The sequence below is a fragment of the Pedobacter endophyticus genome (assembly GCF_015679185.1).
GTDB classification, from domain to species: domain Bacteria; phylum Bacteroidota; class Bacteroidia; order Sphingobacteriales; family Sphingobacteriaceae; genus Pedobacter; species Pedobacter endophyticus.
Genome location: NZ_CP064939.1, coordinates 2,797,556 through 2,813,239, shown reverse-complemented (window position 1 = coordinate 2,813,239; position 15,684 = coordinate 2,797,556). Strand labels below are relative to the sequence as shown.

Annotated in this window: 17 protein-coding genes; 8 read left to right on the top strand and 9 right to left on the bottom strand. The window is 41.1% G+C overall.

Annotated elements, in window-relative coordinates; all coding sequences use genetic code 11:
- Nucleotides 1-340 precede the first annotated feature (340 nt).
- From IZT61_RS11410 to IZT61_RS11395, 4 genes are all read left to right on the top strand, one after another.
- The gene (locus tag IZT61_RS11410; RefSeq protein ID WP_196097037.1) at nucleotides 341-892 is read left to right on the top strand and encodes a cupin domain-containing protein; all 552 of its coding nucleotides are present in this window, start codon (nucleotides 341-343) and stop codon (nucleotides 890-892) included.
- A gap of 68 nt (nucleotides 893-960) precedes the next feature.
- A complete protein-coding gene (locus IZT61_RS11405; protein WP_196097036.1) occupies nucleotides 961-2,190 on the top strand; it encodes a serine hydrolase domain-containing protein in 1,230 nt (409 codons plus the stop codon).
- Between the two features lie 511 nt (nucleotides 2,191-2,701).
- Nucleotides 2,702-3,007, top strand: a complete 306-nt coding sequence (locus IZT61_RS11400) for a YbaB/EbfC family nucleoid-associated protein (RefSeq protein ID WP_196097035.1) — start codon at nucleotides 2,702-2,704, stop codon at nucleotides 3,005-3,007.
- Nucleotides 3,008-3,151: 144 nt separating this feature from the next.
- The gene (locus IZT61_RS11395; protein WP_196097034.1) at nucleotides 3,152-3,829 is read left to right on the top strand and encodes a metal-dependent hydrolase; all 678 of its coding nucleotides are present in this window, start codon (nucleotides 3,152-3,154) and stop codon (nucleotides 3,827-3,829) included.
- Between the two features lie 712 nt (nucleotides 3,830-4,541).
- On the opposite strand, the gene IZT61_RS11390 is transcribed toward IZT61_RS11395, so the two are convergent.
- The 3 genes from IZT61_RS11390 to polA form a co-directional block, all read right to left on the bottom strand.
- Complete coding sequence (locus tag IZT61_RS11390; protein WP_196097033.1) at nucleotides 4,542-4,886, bottom strand: hypothetical protein; 345 nt, start codon at nucleotides 4,884-4,886, stop codon at nucleotides 4,542-4,544.
- 337 nt (nucleotides 4,887-5,223) lie between these two features.
- Nucleotides 5,224-6,120, bottom strand: coding sequence for a TonB family protein (locus IZT61_RS11385; RefSeq protein WP_196097032.1), 897 nt, complete (start codon nucleotides 6,118-6,120; stop codon nucleotides 5,224-5,226).
- Between the two features lie 386 nt (nucleotides 6,121-6,506).
- Nucleotides 6,507-9,317 carry a DNA polymerase I gene (polA, locus tag IZT61_RS11380; RefSeq protein WP_196097031.1) on the bottom strand — a complete coding sequence of 937 codons (2,811 nt, stop codon included), beginning with the start codon at nucleotides 9,315-9,317 and terminating at the stop codon, nucleotides 6,507-6,509.
- 154 nt (nucleotides 9,318-9,471) lie between these two features.
- Between polA and IZT61_RS11375 the strand changes: the two genes are divergently transcribed.
- Both IZT61_RS11375 and IZT61_RS11370 read left to right on the top strand, forming a co-directional pair.
- Complete coding sequence (locus IZT61_RS11375) at nucleotides 9,472-10,242, top strand: hypothetical protein (protein ID WP_196097030.1); 771 nt, start codon at nucleotides 9,472-9,474, stop codon at nucleotides 10,240-10,242.
- Nucleotides 10,243-10,288: 46 nt separating this feature from the next.
- A complete protein-coding gene (locus IZT61_RS11370) occupies nucleotides 10,289-10,969 on the top strand; it encodes a hypothetical protein (protein WP_196097029.1) in 681 nt (226 codons plus the stop codon).
- 129 nt (nucleotides 10,970-11,098) lie between these two features.
- Here the strand turns inward: IZT61_RS11370 and IZT61_RS11365 are convergent, their stop codons facing one another.
- The 4 genes from IZT61_RS11365 to IZT61_RS11350 all read right to left on the bottom strand — a co-directional run bounded on the left by IZT61_RS11365 (nucleotide 11,099) and on the right by IZT61_RS11350 (nucleotide 13,149).
- Entirely contained in the window at nucleotides 11,099-11,620 is a 522-nt protein-coding gene (locus tag IZT61_RS11365; protein ID WP_230383620.1) for a GNAT family N-acetyltransferase, read from the bottom strand.
- Between the two features lie 35 nt (nucleotides 11,621-11,655).
- A complete protein-coding gene (locus IZT61_RS11360; RefSeq protein ID WP_196097027.1) occupies nucleotides 11,656-12,288 on the bottom strand; it encodes a DNA-3-methyladenine glycosylase I in 633 nt (210 codons plus the stop codon).
- Nucleotides 12,289-12,297: 9 nt separating this feature from the next.
- Complete coding sequence (locus tag IZT61_RS11355) at nucleotides 12,298-12,672, bottom strand: four helix bundle protein (RefSeq protein WP_196097026.1); 375 nt, start codon at nucleotides 12,670-12,672, stop codon at nucleotides 12,298-12,300.
- 123 nt (nucleotides 12,673-12,795) lie between these two features.
- A complete protein-coding gene (locus IZT61_RS11350) occupies nucleotides 12,796-13,149 on the bottom strand; it encodes a carboxymuconolactone decarboxylase family protein (RefSeq protein WP_196097025.1) in 354 nt (117 codons plus the stop codon).
- A 56-nt stretch (nucleotides 13,150-13,205) separates the two neighbouring features.
- Here IZT61_RS11350 and IZT61_RS11345 point away from each other — a divergent pair, with 56 nt between their 5' ends.
- Nucleotides 13,206-13,562: a hypothetical protein gene (locus tag IZT61_RS11345; RefSeq protein ID WP_196097024.1), complete on the top strand. Its 357-nt coding sequence runs from the start codon at nucleotides 13,206-13,208 to the stop codon at nucleotides 13,560-13,562.
- Here the strand turns inward: IZT61_RS11345 and IZT61_RS11340 are convergent.
- Nucleotides 13,559-13,888 carry an MGMT family protein gene (locus tag IZT61_RS11340; RefSeq protein WP_196097023.1) on the bottom strand — a complete coding sequence of 110 codons (330 nt, stop codon included), beginning with the start codon at nucleotides 13,886-13,888 and terminating at the stop codon, nucleotides 13,559-13,561. The genes IZT61_RS11345 and IZT61_RS11340 overlap by 4 nt on opposite strands.
- 3 nt (nucleotides 13,889-13,891) lie before the next feature.
- Nucleotides 13,892-14,542: a tRNA (guanosine(46)-N7)-methyltransferase TrmB gene (trmB, locus tag IZT61_RS11335; RefSeq protein ID WP_196097022.1), complete on the bottom strand. Its 651-nt coding sequence runs from the start codon at nucleotides 14,540-14,542 to the stop codon at nucleotides 13,892-13,894.
- A 116-nt stretch (nucleotides 14,543-14,658) separates the two neighbouring features.
- Here trmB and fcl point away from each other — a divergent pair, with 116 nt between their 5' ends.
- Nucleotides 14,659-15,585: a GDP-L-fucose synthase gene (gene fcl / locus IZT61_RS11330; protein WP_196097021.1), complete on the top strand. Its 927-nt coding sequence runs from the start codon at nucleotides 14,659-14,661 to the stop codon at nucleotides 15,583-15,585.
- The last annotated feature ends 99 nt before the right edge of the window (nucleotides 15,586-15,684 follow it).

Here is a 15,684-nt window from a genome sequence, read left to right as displayed (position 1 = left end):
AAAACTAAGATCATTGTCGCCCTGAGCATTTCGACTACGCTCAATACAGGCTTAGTCGAAGGGCAGATGTTGATAGATTTATCCTATAAAAAAAATCTTCGACTCCGCTCAGATCCGCTAGCTATCGGATGACACTTTTCATGCTTAACTAAACGACATTGGGAGGCGCTCAGGATGACATTTATTGCGGCATTTTGCGATTAACAAGCCACTTGTATTTTCTGCTGATCAGTTAATTTTACAATAACATTGTTGTGGCGATAAAAACTTGAACCGCGTTTTACGAAAAAACCAAAAAACCCTTTCTGCATTACTTTGTTAATTATTGAAACACCAACTCATGGATAAAGAAAAACTGATACAAGAGGCCTACCTTGTTGCACATAAGATAGAAGAAAACGGAGAATTTCCTAATAATCCGAACTTGCCGTTAATGATTTATAAGGGCGCATTTTTAATTCATCCCGATGAAACCGAGGAAGCAATAAAAAAGGTTTTTGCACAAAACGGCTATACCAACGCCTGGGTTGATGGTATTTTCGATTATCAACATTACCACAGCAATACGCACGAGGTAATGGGCGTTTTTTGTGGCAGGGCCGATGTGCAGTTTGGCGGCGAACACGGCGTTTGTATCGAGTTGGATAAAGGCGATGTGGTGGTAATTCCAGCCGGCGTAGCCCACCGGAAAATAAAATCGAGCGACGATTTCACTGTAGTTGGAGCTTATCCAAATGGATCAGATTATAACATCAGATATGGTAAGCCCGAAGAGCGTCCGGAGGCCGATGAAGACATCGCGAAGGTTAAAAATCCCGATAGCGATCCCGTTTATGGCAGTAAAGGCCATTTATTCGAATGCTGGTACAAACAAAATTGCGCAAATGTTTAAAACTCTTTGCCTTTGCCAAGCTAAATTTCTTTAATTTTCGGGTTTTTAACAGACTACCCTATATTTTAATGATTTTTAGAAATTCGTGTACAGCATTAGCCCTCTCAATATTTTTATTAACCGCTTGTAGCAGCAAAAAAACGGAAGAAGCCAAGGCGGCCGACGCCAAAGTGCGTGTAAAAGAAGACGATAAGGCAGATAGTCTTTTACTTGCTTACAACCCGGCAAAGGGTGATAAATGGATTGCCAATTTTGTAGATAATTTGCACCGAAAATATGGCTTTAACGGCAATATGCTGGTCGCCAAAGATGGGAAAATACTTTACGAGAAAGCAATCGGGTGGGCCGATTATTTGCACCGCGACAGTTTAAAAATCAGCTCCGAGTTTGAGCTGGCGTCAATTACCAAAACGTTTACCGGCACCGCAATTATGCAGTTGGTAGAGGCGGGGAAGCTATCTTTAGATGATAACGTTAAAAAGTTTTTTCCGAACTTTCCGTACGAGGGCATTACAATAAAACTTTTGCTTAGTCACCGCAGTGGAATGATGAATTACGTTTATTTCATTGACGACATTTGGCGGAAGGAGAAGCGCAATATGAAAAAGGGCGTTACCAACCAAGAGGTAATGAACATCATCGCCGAGAAAAAGCCTAACCCGTACACAAAGCCCGATAATCGATTTCATTATAACAATTCCAATTTCATGGTTTTGGGCGCCATTATAGAGAAAGTAACCGGCCAGCGTTATTCTCAGTACATGATGGAGCATATTTTTAAACCCGCCGGCATGAAAAACACCCATGTGTACAGCACCACAGAATACGAGAAGGTGCCGGTAGATGTGGTGGGCCACGATCGTACCTGGCGATATTCAGTAGTTCAAAACTTTTTGGATGGACCTGTCGGCGACAAGGGAATTTACAGTACCGTACACGATTTGGTACTTTATGACAAGTATCTGAAAAACGGGAGGCTGATCAGTAAAAAGAGTAACGATTCTTCGTATGTGGGGCGAAATAAGCCCGTAAATGGTCATTTTAATTACGGCTACGGTTGGCGGATATTTGAAGGCGAAAAGATGGATCAGGTGGTTTACCATACCGGTTGGTGGCATGGTTTCCGCCACATTTACGTTCGCGATTTAGATAAAAATATAGTCGTAATTTTCTTGGGCAACTTAACCAACGGAAGTTTGATGCATTTAGATGATTTATACAAACATTTAAATATGCCGATTATTCGCAAGGGAGCCTACCACGGAAACGGTAGCTTGCCGGGGAGCGACGAAGATTAAATTTGCTATTCGCTATATCCGTTATTGTGAGTCTGGCGTTTTTTGCAAATAAAGAAGTTTGAATCCGGTAGCTGATGATGACAGGTTTTAACTGCCCGTCCCTTCTGCGTGGGAAATGACGACCTTTGAAGCAAATGTCTCCGCATAATTTTTTTTTTTGAAAATTAACGTTCAGTTTTTCATGGCAAAAGCAGCCCCGCCATCTGCAATATCTTTTTTGGCTGCAAGCTGCGGTATTTGAAGCATGAGCAACAAAAAAGGATATTTGCGCCTGTCGGGTTTATAAACATCGAGTGTTCGTTTAGATTAGGCAGTAATTGAGTTTCTAGCCCTGGGCGAAGCGGCATCCTGCCTGCATTGGGCAGGCCTGTAGGTAGCGAAAGCATACAGCAAAGCAAGGGAGCAAACATTAATAGGGCTACTGCTCTTGCGCCGTAAAACAATTTCGTTTATCGGAAGCCGATTTCAAAACAATTTGTCTTAAATTCGTTTTATAATAAAAACAACTAATATGTTCGATAAATTAATGGCCGCACAGCAAAAGGCCGAAGAAATAAAAAAACGTTTAGATACCATTTCGGTATTTGGAGAAGTGGAAAACGGCGCAATTAAAATTACCGCTACCGCCAACAAAAGCATAACCGGCGTTACCATTGATGAGGAGTTTTTGAAAAATGCCGACAAAGAAGAATTAGAAGAGCTGCTTTTAACCGCAATTAATAAAGCCCTGGCAAGTGCCGAACAAGTAAGCCAAACAGAAATGCAGGCGTCAGCAAAAGATATGCTCGGCGGCCTTGGTGGCATGTTCGGACAGTAAAAAGGAGCTTTGGGTTGGGAGTTGAGAGTCAAAATTGCTTAACCTTTTCTATTGGTCAAAGCAAAAAAAGGCTTTATCTCACTTTGCAACTTCCCTCCAAACCCCAAACTCTCTCCTCCAAACTCAAATTTTGATACTATTACCATGAAATATACATACTATGGCCAATCGTGCTTTTTAATTGAGGCAGATGGCAAAAAATTTCTTTTCGATCCGTTTATAAAATCAAATCCATTGGCTAAAGATGTAGATACTTCTGCAATTGAGGCCGATTACATTTTGGTTAGTCATGGGCACGGCGACCATGTGGCCGATTTGGTCGAGCTGGCAAAGCAAACCAACGCCGAGGTAATAGCCATGGTTGAAGTAGCAAAATGGATTAAAGAGCAAGGGGTTGATAAGGTAACCGACATCAATTTCGGCACACAAAAGTTTCCTTTCGGAAAATTGCGTACCGTTTGGGCGGTGCACAGCAGCTCTAACCCCGATGGCAGTTACGGCGGAAATCCGGCGGGCTTCGTGTTAGAGCTCGAACGTAAGCAAATTTATTTTGCAGGCGATACGGCACTAACTACCGAAATGAAGTTGCTTGCCGAACTGCATAACTTAGATTACGCCATTTTACCAATCGGCGGACACTACACCATGGATGTAGTAGATGCAATTGTTGCCTCGAAATACATCGATTGCGATCAGGTTATTGGCGTTCACTACAACACTTTCCCGCCGATCAGTATTGATACAGAAGATGCCGTAGCGAAGTTTAAACGAGAAGGCAAAACACTGCTGCTTCCAAAAATTGGCGAAACGATAAATTTATAAATCTGAGTTCGATTAATGTAGCCGTTGCATAGCCTCAAACGTCGCTCATATCGATTTTATTCCAATAATTACCCCTATCATTGATGTTATTTGGTAACTTATTGGTTTACAATTAATTAATCATAAGTTAGCGAGAATGGATGCGACGCTAACTACGAACGGTCGTCATTCCCAATTTAATTGGGAATCCGAAAGCGAAAGAAAGGCTTTAGGATTCCCGCCTGCGCGGGAAAGACGGCAAGAATATATACAAACGCCACTCATATTGACATTTTTCCGAAAAATTAAAACTATCATTGATATTTTGTCACAACTTGCTTTAATTCAGTGTCTTGTCATGCTGAGGCACGAAGCATCCCTTACCGATTTCGCACAGCTCAAAGTTGACTCACTTCCCTTTTTGGGCAGTGGGTTGTTGGCGCTTTGCATTCCATCGTTTGCGGATTCTTCACTGCATTCAGAATGACACGAAATTTAGAGACTCAGTGTTTTTACGTATCTCATATTGATTTTATTCCAATAATTATCCCTCAGGATGACAGCGTTAAAAGCCGTCATTAACTGGAAAGATGTGCCAACACGATAGGATTTCCCGGTAAAACAGCCTCACTGCAAAGGCATAGAAAAGGTAGTTAGGCCATAATTTAGTATTAAACCAAAAAAAAGGGTTCAACCACAAAGTGGCGAACCCTTTCAAATTATAAACCTAAACCTAGTTCTTTTTAGCTGCAGCTTTATTTGCTTTATAGCGCATGTCGGCAGTTCCATCTTTTTTGGTCGGACCTGCAACTTTGGTTACCGCTTTTGTTTTGTTTTCTTTATAACGCATATCTGGCGTTCCATCTGCCTTTGTTTTTGTTGTCGTTTTCGCTGTTTTGGTTTCAACTTTGGTAGCTTTTTGTGCGGGAGCTGCTGTAGCTGGGGCACTTGCTTTCACTTCTTTTTTAACAGCTGTTTTAGTGGTTTTAGCCTTAGCTGGCGATGTTGCAGGTGTTTGAGCAAATGCTGATGTTAATCCAAATGCTGCAATGGCGATTAAACTTAATAACTTTTTCATACTCGTTTTTTTTTATTTTAAACCTGTTTAATTTGTTGATATAAAAGTGATTAATCGAAATGAAGTTTTTATGAAGATAATTAATTAATAACCAAGTTACAATAATCAATTGATAATGAAGTGGCCTGGCGACTATGTTGTCAGGCTGAGTGGAGTCGAAGCCTCGTGCATTTGCCCTTCGACTCCCTGCCCGTTCGGTCAGCGGGCACTCAATGTCATTTAGTTAAGGATAAAACCATAAAACATTGTCAGATCCGATAGCTATCGGATGACACCCTCTTCGCTTAACTAAATGACATTGGGCGGGCGCTCAGGGCGACAACTATTGAGGTATTTTTCAATAATTCAGGTAGTTCAAAATGAAGTTAACATTCATTTTACAGCGTATGGTAGCGGGCTTTTGAAGGATAGTGCCGGGTATCCACTTTGGAGATCGCTTAAGTACCCTAACTGCTTCTTCTCCCAAACTTTTACCCGGCATCGAAATAATTTCTATATCTTCTAATTCACCAATTTCGTTGACATCGAACGCTACATGCACTTTGCCTTCTGTGGTGGTTTTAAAGGCTTCTTCAGGGTAGCGAAGTGAACTTCCTATATAATCGTAGAACCGTTTCTCACCACCGGGAAACTGAGGAAAAGTTAAGATGGAGTCTCTGATGGTAGGCTTTCCATCTATTGTGAAATAAGCGCTATCTATAAGCCTGCTTTCTAAATCATAAACCTCTTTTAATGCCAGGTTTCCGTTATCGTAAAACATCTTCCTGTCACCATTTCTTTCTCCATTAAGATAAAGCCCCTGTTCCTTAACTGAGCCATTCTCCCAATAGAGATAATAAGGTCCGTTTTTTCTGTTAGTAAGGAAAATTTCGGAGCGGGTTGCCCGCCTTAAAGAATCATATGATATCCAGGCGCCGATTTTTTGGTTATTTAAATAATGGCCCGTTAAGTGTATTTTGCCATTCTTATATTCTAGATACTTTCCATTCAAAGTTTGCAAATCTCGGTCAGAAAATGTTTCGCTTTTTTGAAGAACTAAGTCCTTATCCGAGGTTGTTCTAACCCAGGCACCACCTTTTACAAAGACTTTATGAACGGATGTAGCTTTATCTGCCTTTTTGGTGGGCGAGCCATCGATACTATAGGTTACTAATGTATCACTTTGGCCTAATGCAGAAAGTGAAAATAAAAGAGCTGGAAAGAGCACGCGTAAAATCCCTGTTAATTTTTTCAAAGTTAAAATTTAGATAAACAAAAACCATGGGATGTGTCTTCTTTGGGAGGGATTGAACCAAAGTTAATAAAAATTATTTAGTATCATGTCATACATAAATTGTCGGATTAGATTTCACCTTGAGTTTTTAAAAAAGCAATATGATCGACTTTTCTATGTAAGGTGCGAAGCAATCTATTCTGGTTAAATAATATTGCTAATGAGATTGCTTCGATCGATGGGAAACCGATTTCGCCACAAGGTAGCCCCTTTGGGGCAAAGGCGGAAATAAATACGGCCTGAGCATTTCGCCTCGCTCAATACAGGCTTAGTCGAAGCGCAACTAACGGCGCTTCGACTCCGCTCAGGGTGACAACTGGTATGAGGTTCTAAATTTGACTTAACACTTAATGTGCTGCCAACCAGTTATCGCCTTCGCCAATTTCGACAACAATGGGGACGGTAAGCTTAATGGCATTGGCCATTTTATCTTCTATAATTGCTTTCATAACGTCCTTTTCTGTTTTGAGCACGTCGAAAACCAACTCATCATGTACTTGCATGGTCATGGTCGATTGCAGCTTTTGTGCTTTCATTTCTTTATGAATGTTAATCATTGCAATCTTGATCATGTCGGCAGCAGAACCCTGAATTGGTGCATTTATGGCGTTTCGTTCGGCGAAACCACGTACAGTTTGGTTGGCCGAATTAATGTCTCTTAGGTAGCGTCTTCTGCCCATTATTGTTTCTACAAAGCCGTTTTCGCGGGCAAAGTTCATGGTATCGCTCATGTACCGTTTTATGCCGGGATATTGGGCAAAATATTGTTCGATGATTTCTGCCGCTTCCTTGCGTGGGATGCCCAGATTCTGCGACAGGCCGAACGCCGACTGCCCGTAAATAATCCCAAAATTTACCGCTTTGGCATTTCTGCGTTGGGTGCTATCAACCTCTTCAATACTCACTCCGTACACTTTTGCTGCGGTTGCCGTGTGGATATCGATACCCTTGCTAAATGCATCGAGCATGTTTTCTTCTTTGCTGATCTCGGCGATAATGCGCAATTCAATTTGCGAATAATCGGCAGATAACAAAATGTGGTTTTCATCTCTGGCAATAAAGGCTTTACGCACTTCTCTTCCCCGTTCGGTACGAATTGGAATATTCTGCAAATTGGGATTGTTAGAGCTCAATCTGCCGGTTGCAGCCACCGCCTGATTGTACGAAGTATGTACACGTCCGGTTTTGGGGTTTACCATCAGCGGCAATGCATCAACATAAGTCGATTTCAGTTTCTGCATCTGGCGGAAATCGAGAATATCCTGCACAATATCGCTCTTGCTGGCTAATGCGGTTAATATGTCTTCGCCGGTTTGGTATTGCCCCGTTTTTGTTTTTTTGGCTTTTGGGTCGAGCTGGAGCTTATCAAACAAAACCTCACCCAACTGTTTCGGCGAAGCTAAATTAAACGTAACCCCGGCTTTATCGTAAACGCTTTGCTCTGATTTTTTAATCTCAACTTCCAGTTCGGCAGAATAAGCCCTCAGCGTATCCATATCTATGCGCACGCCTTCTTTTTCAATATCGGCCAACACGTACACCAAAGGGTTTTCTATTTCTTCGGCCAGTTTGGTGGCGTTGAGTTCTTTCAACTTAGGCTCAAAAATATTGGCCAGCTGCAAGGTCACATCTGCATCTTCGGCGGCATAATCTACCACTTGTTCTACCGGAACATCACGCATGGTTCCCTGGTTTTTGCCTTTTGCGCCAATAAGTTTGGTGATGGAAATGGGCGTATAGCCTAAATAATTTTCAGATAATACATCCATGCCGTGGCGGGTATCAGGATCGATGAGGTAATGGGCCAGCATCGTATCAAATAGTTTGCCTTTTACTTCAACACCGTACCATTTCAGCACCAGAATATCGTATTTGGTGTTTTGGCCAATCTTTATAATCTGTTCGTTTTCAAGTATCACTCTAAACTCATCAACAACGGCCTGTGCCTCGGCCCTAACTGCCGAAACGGGGATATAATAACCCGTTCCCGGTTTTATCGAAAATGACAGTCCTACCAATTCAGCCGTGTTGGCATCGGTTCCCGTTGTTTCGGTGTCGAAAGATACCGTTGGTTCGGCCAACAGCAATTTAATTAAATCGGCACGTTTTTCTGCAGTATCTACAAGTTGGTAATCGTGTTCGGTATTTTCTATGTTTTTTGCTGGAAGTGGTTCAGCAACCTCTTCTTCGAGGGTATCGGTATATTGAATGGCCTCGCCAGATTGGTTTCCGAACAGGTCGGTTTGTGTTCCTTCCTGAAAGCGGGCCGTGGTAACCGAAAACTCATCGCCAAACACCCTGCGACCCAGTGTTCTGAACTCGAGCTCAGTAAATAGAGGCTCTAACAAATCGCGACTCGGATCGCAAAGTTCTAAAGTCGCTTCGTCTAATTCAACCGGCACATCGAGCAGTATGGTGGCCAGCTTTTTGGAGACTAAGCCCTGCTCGGCGAAATTTTCTACGTTTTCGCGTTGTTTTCCCTTAAGCTCGTGCGAGTTTGCGATAATATTTTCCATCGAACCGTACTGCTTAATCAGGGCTTTGGCTGTTTTTTCGCCAATTCCCGGAATTCCAGGAATGTTATCAACAGCATCGCCCCAAAGGCCCAAAATGTCAATCACCTGGTGTACATGTTCAATTTCCCACTTCGCCAACACTTCTTTTACACCTAAAATTTCCATGCCATTACCCATACGGGCAGGTTTGTAAATAAAAATATTTTCAGAAACCAGTTGGGCAAAATCCTTATCGGGTGTCATACAAAACACCTGAAAGCCCCTTGCTTCAGCTTTTTTTGCAAGTGTACCAATAATATCGTCGGCTTCGTAACCATCGGAGGTGATGACGGGGATATTGAAACCTGTTATCAGTTTAATTACATAGGGCATTGCCGCGGCCAAATCTTCGGGCATGGCCTGGCGGTGCGCTTTATAGGCCTCAAAAGTGGTATGCCTTTCTGTTGGTGCCTCGGTATCGAAAACTACGGCAATATGTGTTGGGTTTTCTTTCTTAATTACATCCAACAAAGTATTGGTAAATCCCATTACTGCCGATGTATTGATTCCTGTCGAAGTTAAACGAGGGTTTTTGCTCAATGCAAAGTGCGCCCTGTACATCAGCGCCATTCCATCTAAAAGAAAGAGTTTTTTATTATTCATGTGATTACACAGATTTAATGATTACACCGATAATTAGATTACCAGATGATAAAAGTAACCAAAGTTAGCCATATCGTTAAAATGCTTTTTCAACAAAAAAACATTTTATTTATTGAATTCTTGTATTTTCAACATCATCTAATCAAAACGTTATATGAAAACAATTTCTACAATTATTTTATGCTTGGTGCTGGGTTTTGCAAAGGCTCAGCTTCCTTCGGACACCTTAGTGCACCTGATTAGCTTCGAAAATCTGCAGGGCTATAAAGATGGTTATGGAGAATCGACAAATCAACCGTTAAGTAGTGGTGCGTTTATAAATATAGCCGATCGAAATGCGAGGCAAAATAGAATGGCGAAGCTGAGGAACTCTTTTCGATGGCCCGACGGTACGGTGATCGATTTTTCGAAACGGGGGAGTAAAATGGGCAAAACAGGAATGGTAGATCTTTATACGCTCGAAAACCCGGCAACAAAAGAAGTGATTACTTTGGTTGTAGATCCATACAAGTCAGATTCTGTTTACTATGTACCAAAGGGCTTAATTGCGGTAAACAAGGAAATAGTGGCAAAGGAAATTGCCCCATTTCTTAAAAAAATTGAAGTGATTAATTCGTCGGGCGATGCTTATACCGAACAGAAAGATAATATCGCTGCTGTTACGGGCTATCTTGCTGCGAACGTTGGCGTCGCGGGGTTTTTAGATCGCGAAAATTTGACGAAATTGATGACTGACACGCAGGCCGATGCAAAGCTTAAAAATTATTTATTCGGCGTTTATATCATCAATAAGTTTTATGCTTTGGGAAAAGGCATCGCCCAACCGAAGGCTTATGCCCTTAAAAAGATGAAGGAAAGTTTTGTTGCTTTCGAAAAAGCTCACCCCGATGTAGAGGCTGGAAACATCAAAATTAACCTGAACTGATAAGATTTAAGATTTAGTTCCGTTATTTGTGCAAATGCGATTTACTATGAGGTTTCTATTCTTTCTTTTTTTATTCTTTGGCACGGTAGGCGATTTGTTTGCACAAGATTTCGTTATTAAAAACAATGATGATGTAATTCGTGGAACGATTAAGGGCACTGATTATTTCTCGGTTTTTATTAGTGAAAATGACGAAAAGGATGTGATTTTACCTGCAAAGGATGTAAAGAATTTCTTTTGGAATGGCAATAGCTTCGTAAGTAAGGGTTTTGCGAATGGTAAAAATTTCGAGTACCGCTTTGTTAAGGTGATTGAAATGGGTGCCGTTAATCTTTATTCGTTCGGTGGCGGGACGCTGGTTCCTCCGGTTAAAGAAAAAAAGGTAAGGTTTCGCCCTTCTGTTGGTATTGGCACCGGAACGGGCGGCTTCGGCGGCATGGGAATGGGCGGTGGAATAAGCATTGGCAGCGGAAGAAGTGCTGAACCTGAACGGCCCGTTGGCGCACCTGCAATTCGCTATTTTATTGAAAAGCCGGGCGCTGGTCCGCTACAAGAGGTTCCGATGAAAGCAATAACCGACGAAGATAAAAAGGCCGTTGTTAAGTCGATTTTAACCCAAAAATTGGGCGATAAGCCTATCGTAAAAGCAAAAATTGAAGGCAGTAGCGAGTTTAATAGCAAAGATGTAGTTGAGTGGGTTAAGGAATACAATGGAGCAGGGTTTTAAGATTAATAAGTCCGAAAGTCAGAGGTCCGAAAGTCGGGAGATAAGGCGCCTTAAAATACATTCCTTAAATCTACACTGCCTTAGCTGTGGGAAAAGTATAGATTAGAATTAAAAATGCCTTACAAGAAATTATGTTGTTTTACGGGAAACAGAAGTACGGTGGTTTAGTTTGGCATAAATAGCTAAACTGATGAATTTTCCGTTTTTTATTTCGCAGCTCTTCATCGTTCCTTCGTATTCAAATAATAGCTTTGCTAGCGCTTTTTTGGAGTTATTGTTCTCAGACTCCACAAAGGCCTCTATCCTGTTAATCCCTAAATCATCGAACGCATAATTACAAATCACTTCAGCTGCCTCGTGAATTAGCCCCTTGCCCCAAAACTTTGGCAGCAACCAAAATCCAATTTCGATTTTTTTATGTTGATTACTTAAGTTGTTAAATCCAATTGCTCCAATAAAATGGCCATCATTTTTATCACAAATTGCCCACCAAATTCCGGTTTTATTTTCTTCAAGCGCTTTAAACCATTGTAATTGTTTTAAGGTTTCAGGTAAGCTATCGTAATGTATTCCATAATATTTAATCACTTCGGGATTTGAAAGACCCCGATAAATATCTTCCAGATCATTTTCTTCTATTTTCCTTAGCATCAATCTATTTGTTGCAAAAATGGGAAAACTGCCCATTACCTGGCACAGCAGGTTAGCAAATGATCGTTTACCATTCCGGTGGCCTGCATATGTGCATAGCAAATGGTGGTGCCAAAAAACTTGAATCCTCGTTTTTTCATATCCTTGCTTATTTTATCTGATAATTCCGTTCGGGGAGGCACATCGCTCATTTTTTCTATCTTGTTTTCGATAGGTTTGCCGTCTGGAATGAATCCCCAGATGTATTTGGAGAAACTCCCGAACTCCTTTTGAATTTCGATAAACAATTTGGCGTTTGTAATGGCACCATTAACTTTTAGCTTGTTCCGAATGATACCTGCGTCGTTCATCAGGCGTTCGACATCTTTTTCATCAAAAGCGGCTACTTTTTTTACATCAAAATCGGCAAAGGCTTTTCTGTAGCTATCTCGCCGCCGAAGGATGGTAATCCAACTCAAACCGGCTTGTGCGCCTTCGAGAATCAGAAATTCAAATAAGGTTTTATCATCGTAAACAGGCTTACCCCATTCTTCATCGTGATATTTGATATACAGCGGATCGGAAGTAGCCCAGGTGCAACGGGTTTTGGAGTCTTGAGTAATGAGTTCAGAGTTTGGAGTACTGAGTTGAGAGTTTAGAGTTTTAGGTTCGGAGTTTTGAGTTGTCATGCAAGCGTATTAAGAAAGTTTGGTTATAAATTTTTCAGGGTTTTTCATCATATAAACAAGCAACTTCGCCACTTCTTCTGCCTGGTTGTTAAGAATATTAAATTCATCTGTGGTGATATATTTACATGCCAGTGCAAATTCAAGCCATGTTTGAGTTTCGCCATTTTCAGTGTCTGAATCGGAAAGTTTACTTACAAAATGATTTGGGTATTTTCGCTTTCGATAAGCTTCGGCTAAGTTGGCGCATACACTTCGAGAACATCTTCTGATTTGGTCAACTAAACTATATTGTTCATTTTTAGGAAAGCCGCTTGTTATGGTAAAGATCTCCATCAATAATGAAAAACCTTTTTTATATACAATCAGGTCTCTAAATTTTCCCATGCTCCTGTTTCAACCTAATATAACATTTTTCAGGGAAAATTCAAAGCCAAGGTGTAGTTTAAGCTATTCCTTTGGCCGTATGTTCAGTTTTAGCACATAGGCTAGTGACTGCAGACTTATGACTTAAGACTTCGGACTCGCCAAAAGCTCATCCCAATACTCAACGGCTCTTCGGTAATGTGGAATAACGATGCTGCCCCCAACTAGATTGGCAATCATAAAAATTTCATTCATTTCGTCGGTGTTTACGCCGGCTTCGTGGCATTTACCCAGGTGGTATTTAATGCAGTCATCGCAACGCAAAACCATCGATGCAACCAGCCCGAGCATTTCCTTTGTTTTAACATCAAGAGCACCTTCCGCGTAAGAAGTAGTGTCTAATGCGAAAAAACGTTTTATATTTGTGTTAGCGGTCTCCATAATTCTATCGTTCATTTTCTCACGATAGTTATTGAATTCTTCTACCAGATTTCCCATTCTTATTTAATTAAATCAATTTTTTTACTTAGTTGTTTAAAACTTAAAGACACAATATGAAAATTATTACCCCAAAAATTCACGCCATTATCGACTTTCTTCTGGTCATGCTAATCCTGATATCGCCCCGCATATTTACATTGAGCGAAACCGCATCAACGTTATGCTATGTTTTGGGCATAGCGCATTTTTTGCTTACCATTTTTACCGATTTCAGTGGCGGTATTTTTAAGGTGCTCCATTTAAAATTTCACGGCCTGGTTGAGTTCCTGATCAGCATCATTCTCATTGTTCTTGCCTTTACCTACTTTAAGGGAGAGCTAATCGACGAAATGTATTTTGCCTGTTTAGGATTATTGATCCTGATCGTTTTTACACTGACAGATTACAAAAAAGCGCTTCCGATTATTTAAACAATCTCTTCGAGCGGATTCCAGAATACCTTTTTGAAATCGACTATTTTGTCGTTCTTAACCTGTACGCCTTCTTTTAAAAGCAGTTCTTCCATTAACTCTGGAGGGTTAAAATGGAACTTTCCGGTAAGCAATCCGCTGCTGTTTACAACCCGATGCGCAGGCACTTGAGGATGAGCAGTGCCGGCATAGCTCATGGCATGCCCAACCATTCTCGACGATTTTGCGGCGCCCAGGCTTTTGGCGATGGCGCCATAAGAAGTTACCCGGCCGGCAGGAATGAGCCGGGCAATTTCGTAAACCTGTTCGTAAAAAGTCGCATCCATTATTTATTCAAATGAAAATTGGATGTAATTGATGTTTTTATCGTGCAGCAAGTATTTTTTCTCGTAATAGGTTTTGATAGAAAGCACTTCATCAACCAAATCCGACGTGTATAAATGATCGGTATTTTTGTGTACCACTAAACCCAGCTCGGCAATTTTTTCGCAGGTATAAGCATACAGCTGGTCGTTATCAGTTTTAAGATTTACCTTTCCGTCCGGTTTTAACACCGTTTTATAACGGTTTAAAAATGCTGGGAAGGTAAGTCGTTTTTTCTCGCGACTTATTTGCGGTTGCGGATCAGGAAATGTAATCCAAATTTCATCAATTTCGCCGCTACCAAAGTAATCGAGCAAATTCTCAATCTGGATTCTTAAGAAAGCAACATTTGCAATGCCTTCCTCAATGGCCGTTTTTGCGCCCCTCCAAATCCTGTTGCCTTTATAGTCTACGCCTATAAAGTTTTTATCAGGAAATAAGGTGGCCAGATTTACCGTGTATTCGCCTTTTCCGCAGGCTAGTTCCAGCACCACCGGATTATCGTTTTTAAAATGTGTTTTGCCCCAGTTTCCTTTTAGCGCTTGTCCTTCTTCTAATTGATATACATTTGCAAAGGTTTCTATCTCTGCAAATCGCCTAAGTTTATCTTTACCCAAAAGTTTTTTCTTGCAAATTTACAATTAAATAAAATATTGTTGTTTCTTTTTACAGTATAAGTCAAACAGTTTTACTTAATCAATCGTATTTTTGCTGCACATCAAAAATAATCACATTGGAAAAAAACGCTAAAGTTTATGTTGCTGGTCATCGTGGCATGGTTGGTTCAGCAATCTATCGTAAATTGCAAAAAGAGGGGTTTGAGCATATCCTTGTTAAAACATCGTCGGAATTAGATTTAAGAAACCAGGAAGCTGTGGCTCAGTTTTTTGAAGAAGAAAAGCCCGATTATGTGTTCCTGGCTGCCGCCAAGGTAGGCGGAATTGTTGCCAATAATACTTATCGTGCCGATTTCCTTTACGAGAATCTGGCAATTCAGAATAACGTTATCCACAGCGCTTACGTTAACGGAGTAAAGAAACTCATGTTCCTCGGCTCCAGCTGTATTTATCCTAAAATGGCGCCACAGCCTTTAAAAGAAGATTATTTGTTAACCGGAACGTTAGAGCATACCAATGAGCCTTATGCCATTGCCAAAATTGCTGGCATAAAAATGTGCGATGCTTATCGCGATCAGTATGGTTGCAACTTCATTTCCGTTATGCCAACAAATCTTTACGGTTACAATGATAATTACCATCCGCAAAATTCACATGTGTTGCCGGCTTTAATTCGCAAGGTACACGAGGCAAAGGTTAACAATGAGAAACAGGTTACCGTTTGGGGATCCGGCTCTCCACTGCGTGAGTTTTTGTTTGCCGATGATTTGGCTGATGCCTGCTACTTTTTGATGGAGAATTATAACGAGCCTAATTTGATAAACATAGGCACAGGCCACGATTTAACAATAAAAGATCTGGCGCTGTTGATTAAGGACGTGCTGGGCTTCGATGGCGAATTGGTTTTCGACGCCTCAAAACCCGACGGAACTCCTCGCAAGCTGATGGATGTAAGCAAACTGCATGCACTTGGCTGGAAACACCAAATCGAATTACCCGAAGGCATCGCTTTGGCGTATCAGGATTTTGAAAGCAGGTATTAGCAGACCAACTTGCGTGTATTTGTTAACATGTCAGGCAGAGTGGAGTCGAAGTGATTTGAAAATTGATTGAATTACAGATTTGCCCTTCGACTCCGCTCA

Bases quoted from the DNA above. Each gene is read 5' to 3' on its own strand.
- IZT61_RS11345 (WP_196097024.1), top strand. From the start codon at position 13,206: ATGAAAATTATTACCCCAAAAATTCACGCCATTATCGACTTTCTTCTG.
- IZT61_RS11355 (WP_196097026.1), bottom strand. From the start codon at position 12,672: ATGGGAAAATTTAGAGACCTGATTGTATATAAAAAAGGTTTTTCATTA.
- IZT61_RS11390 (WP_196097033.1), bottom strand. From the start codon at position 4,886: ATGAAAAAGTTATTAAGTTTAATCGCCATTGCAGCATTTGGATTAACA.
- IZT61_RS11360 (WP_196097027.1), bottom strand. From the start codon at position 12,288: ATGACAACTCAAAACTCCGAACCTAAAACTCTAAACTCTCAACTCAGT.
- IZT61_RS11350 (WP_196097025.1), bottom strand. From the start codon at position 13,149: ATGGGAAATCTGGTAGAAGAATTCAATAACTATCGTGAGAAAATGAAC.
- IZT61_RS11365 (WP_230383620.1), bottom strand. From the start codon at position 11,620: ATGCTAAGGAAAATAGAAGAAAATGATCTGGAAGATATTTATCGGGGT.
- IZT61_RS11340 (WP_196097023.1), bottom strand. From the start codon at position 13,888: ATGGATGCGACTTTTTACGAACAGGTTTACGAAATTGCCCGGCTCATT.
- IZT61_RS11405 (WP_196097036.1), top strand. From the start codon at position 961: ATGATTTTTAGAAATTCGTGTACAGCATTAGCCCTCTCAATATTTTTA.
- IZT61_RS11400 (WP_196097035.1), top strand. From the start codon at position 2,702: ATGTTCGATAAATTAATGGCCGCACAGCAAAAGGCCGAAGAAATAAAA.
- IZT61_RS11410 (WP_196097037.1), top strand. From the start codon at position 341: ATGGATAAAGAAAAACTGATACAAGAGGCCTACCTTGTTGCACATAAG.
- IZT61_RS11375 (WP_196097030.1), top strand. From the start codon at position 9,472: ATGAAAACAATTTCTACAATTATTTTATGCTTGGTGCTGGGTTTTGCA.
- polA (WP_196097031.1), bottom strand. From the start codon at position 9,317: ATGAATAATAAAAAACTCTTTCTTTTAGATGGAATGGCGCTGATGTAC.
- IZT61_RS11370 (WP_196097029.1), top strand. From the start codon at position 10,289: ATGAGGTTTCTATTCTTTCTTTTTTTATTCTTTGGCACGGTAGGCGAT.
- IZT61_RS11395 (WP_196097034.1), top strand. From the start codon at position 3,152: ATGAAATATACATACTATGGCCAATCGTGCTTTTTAATTGAGGCAGAT.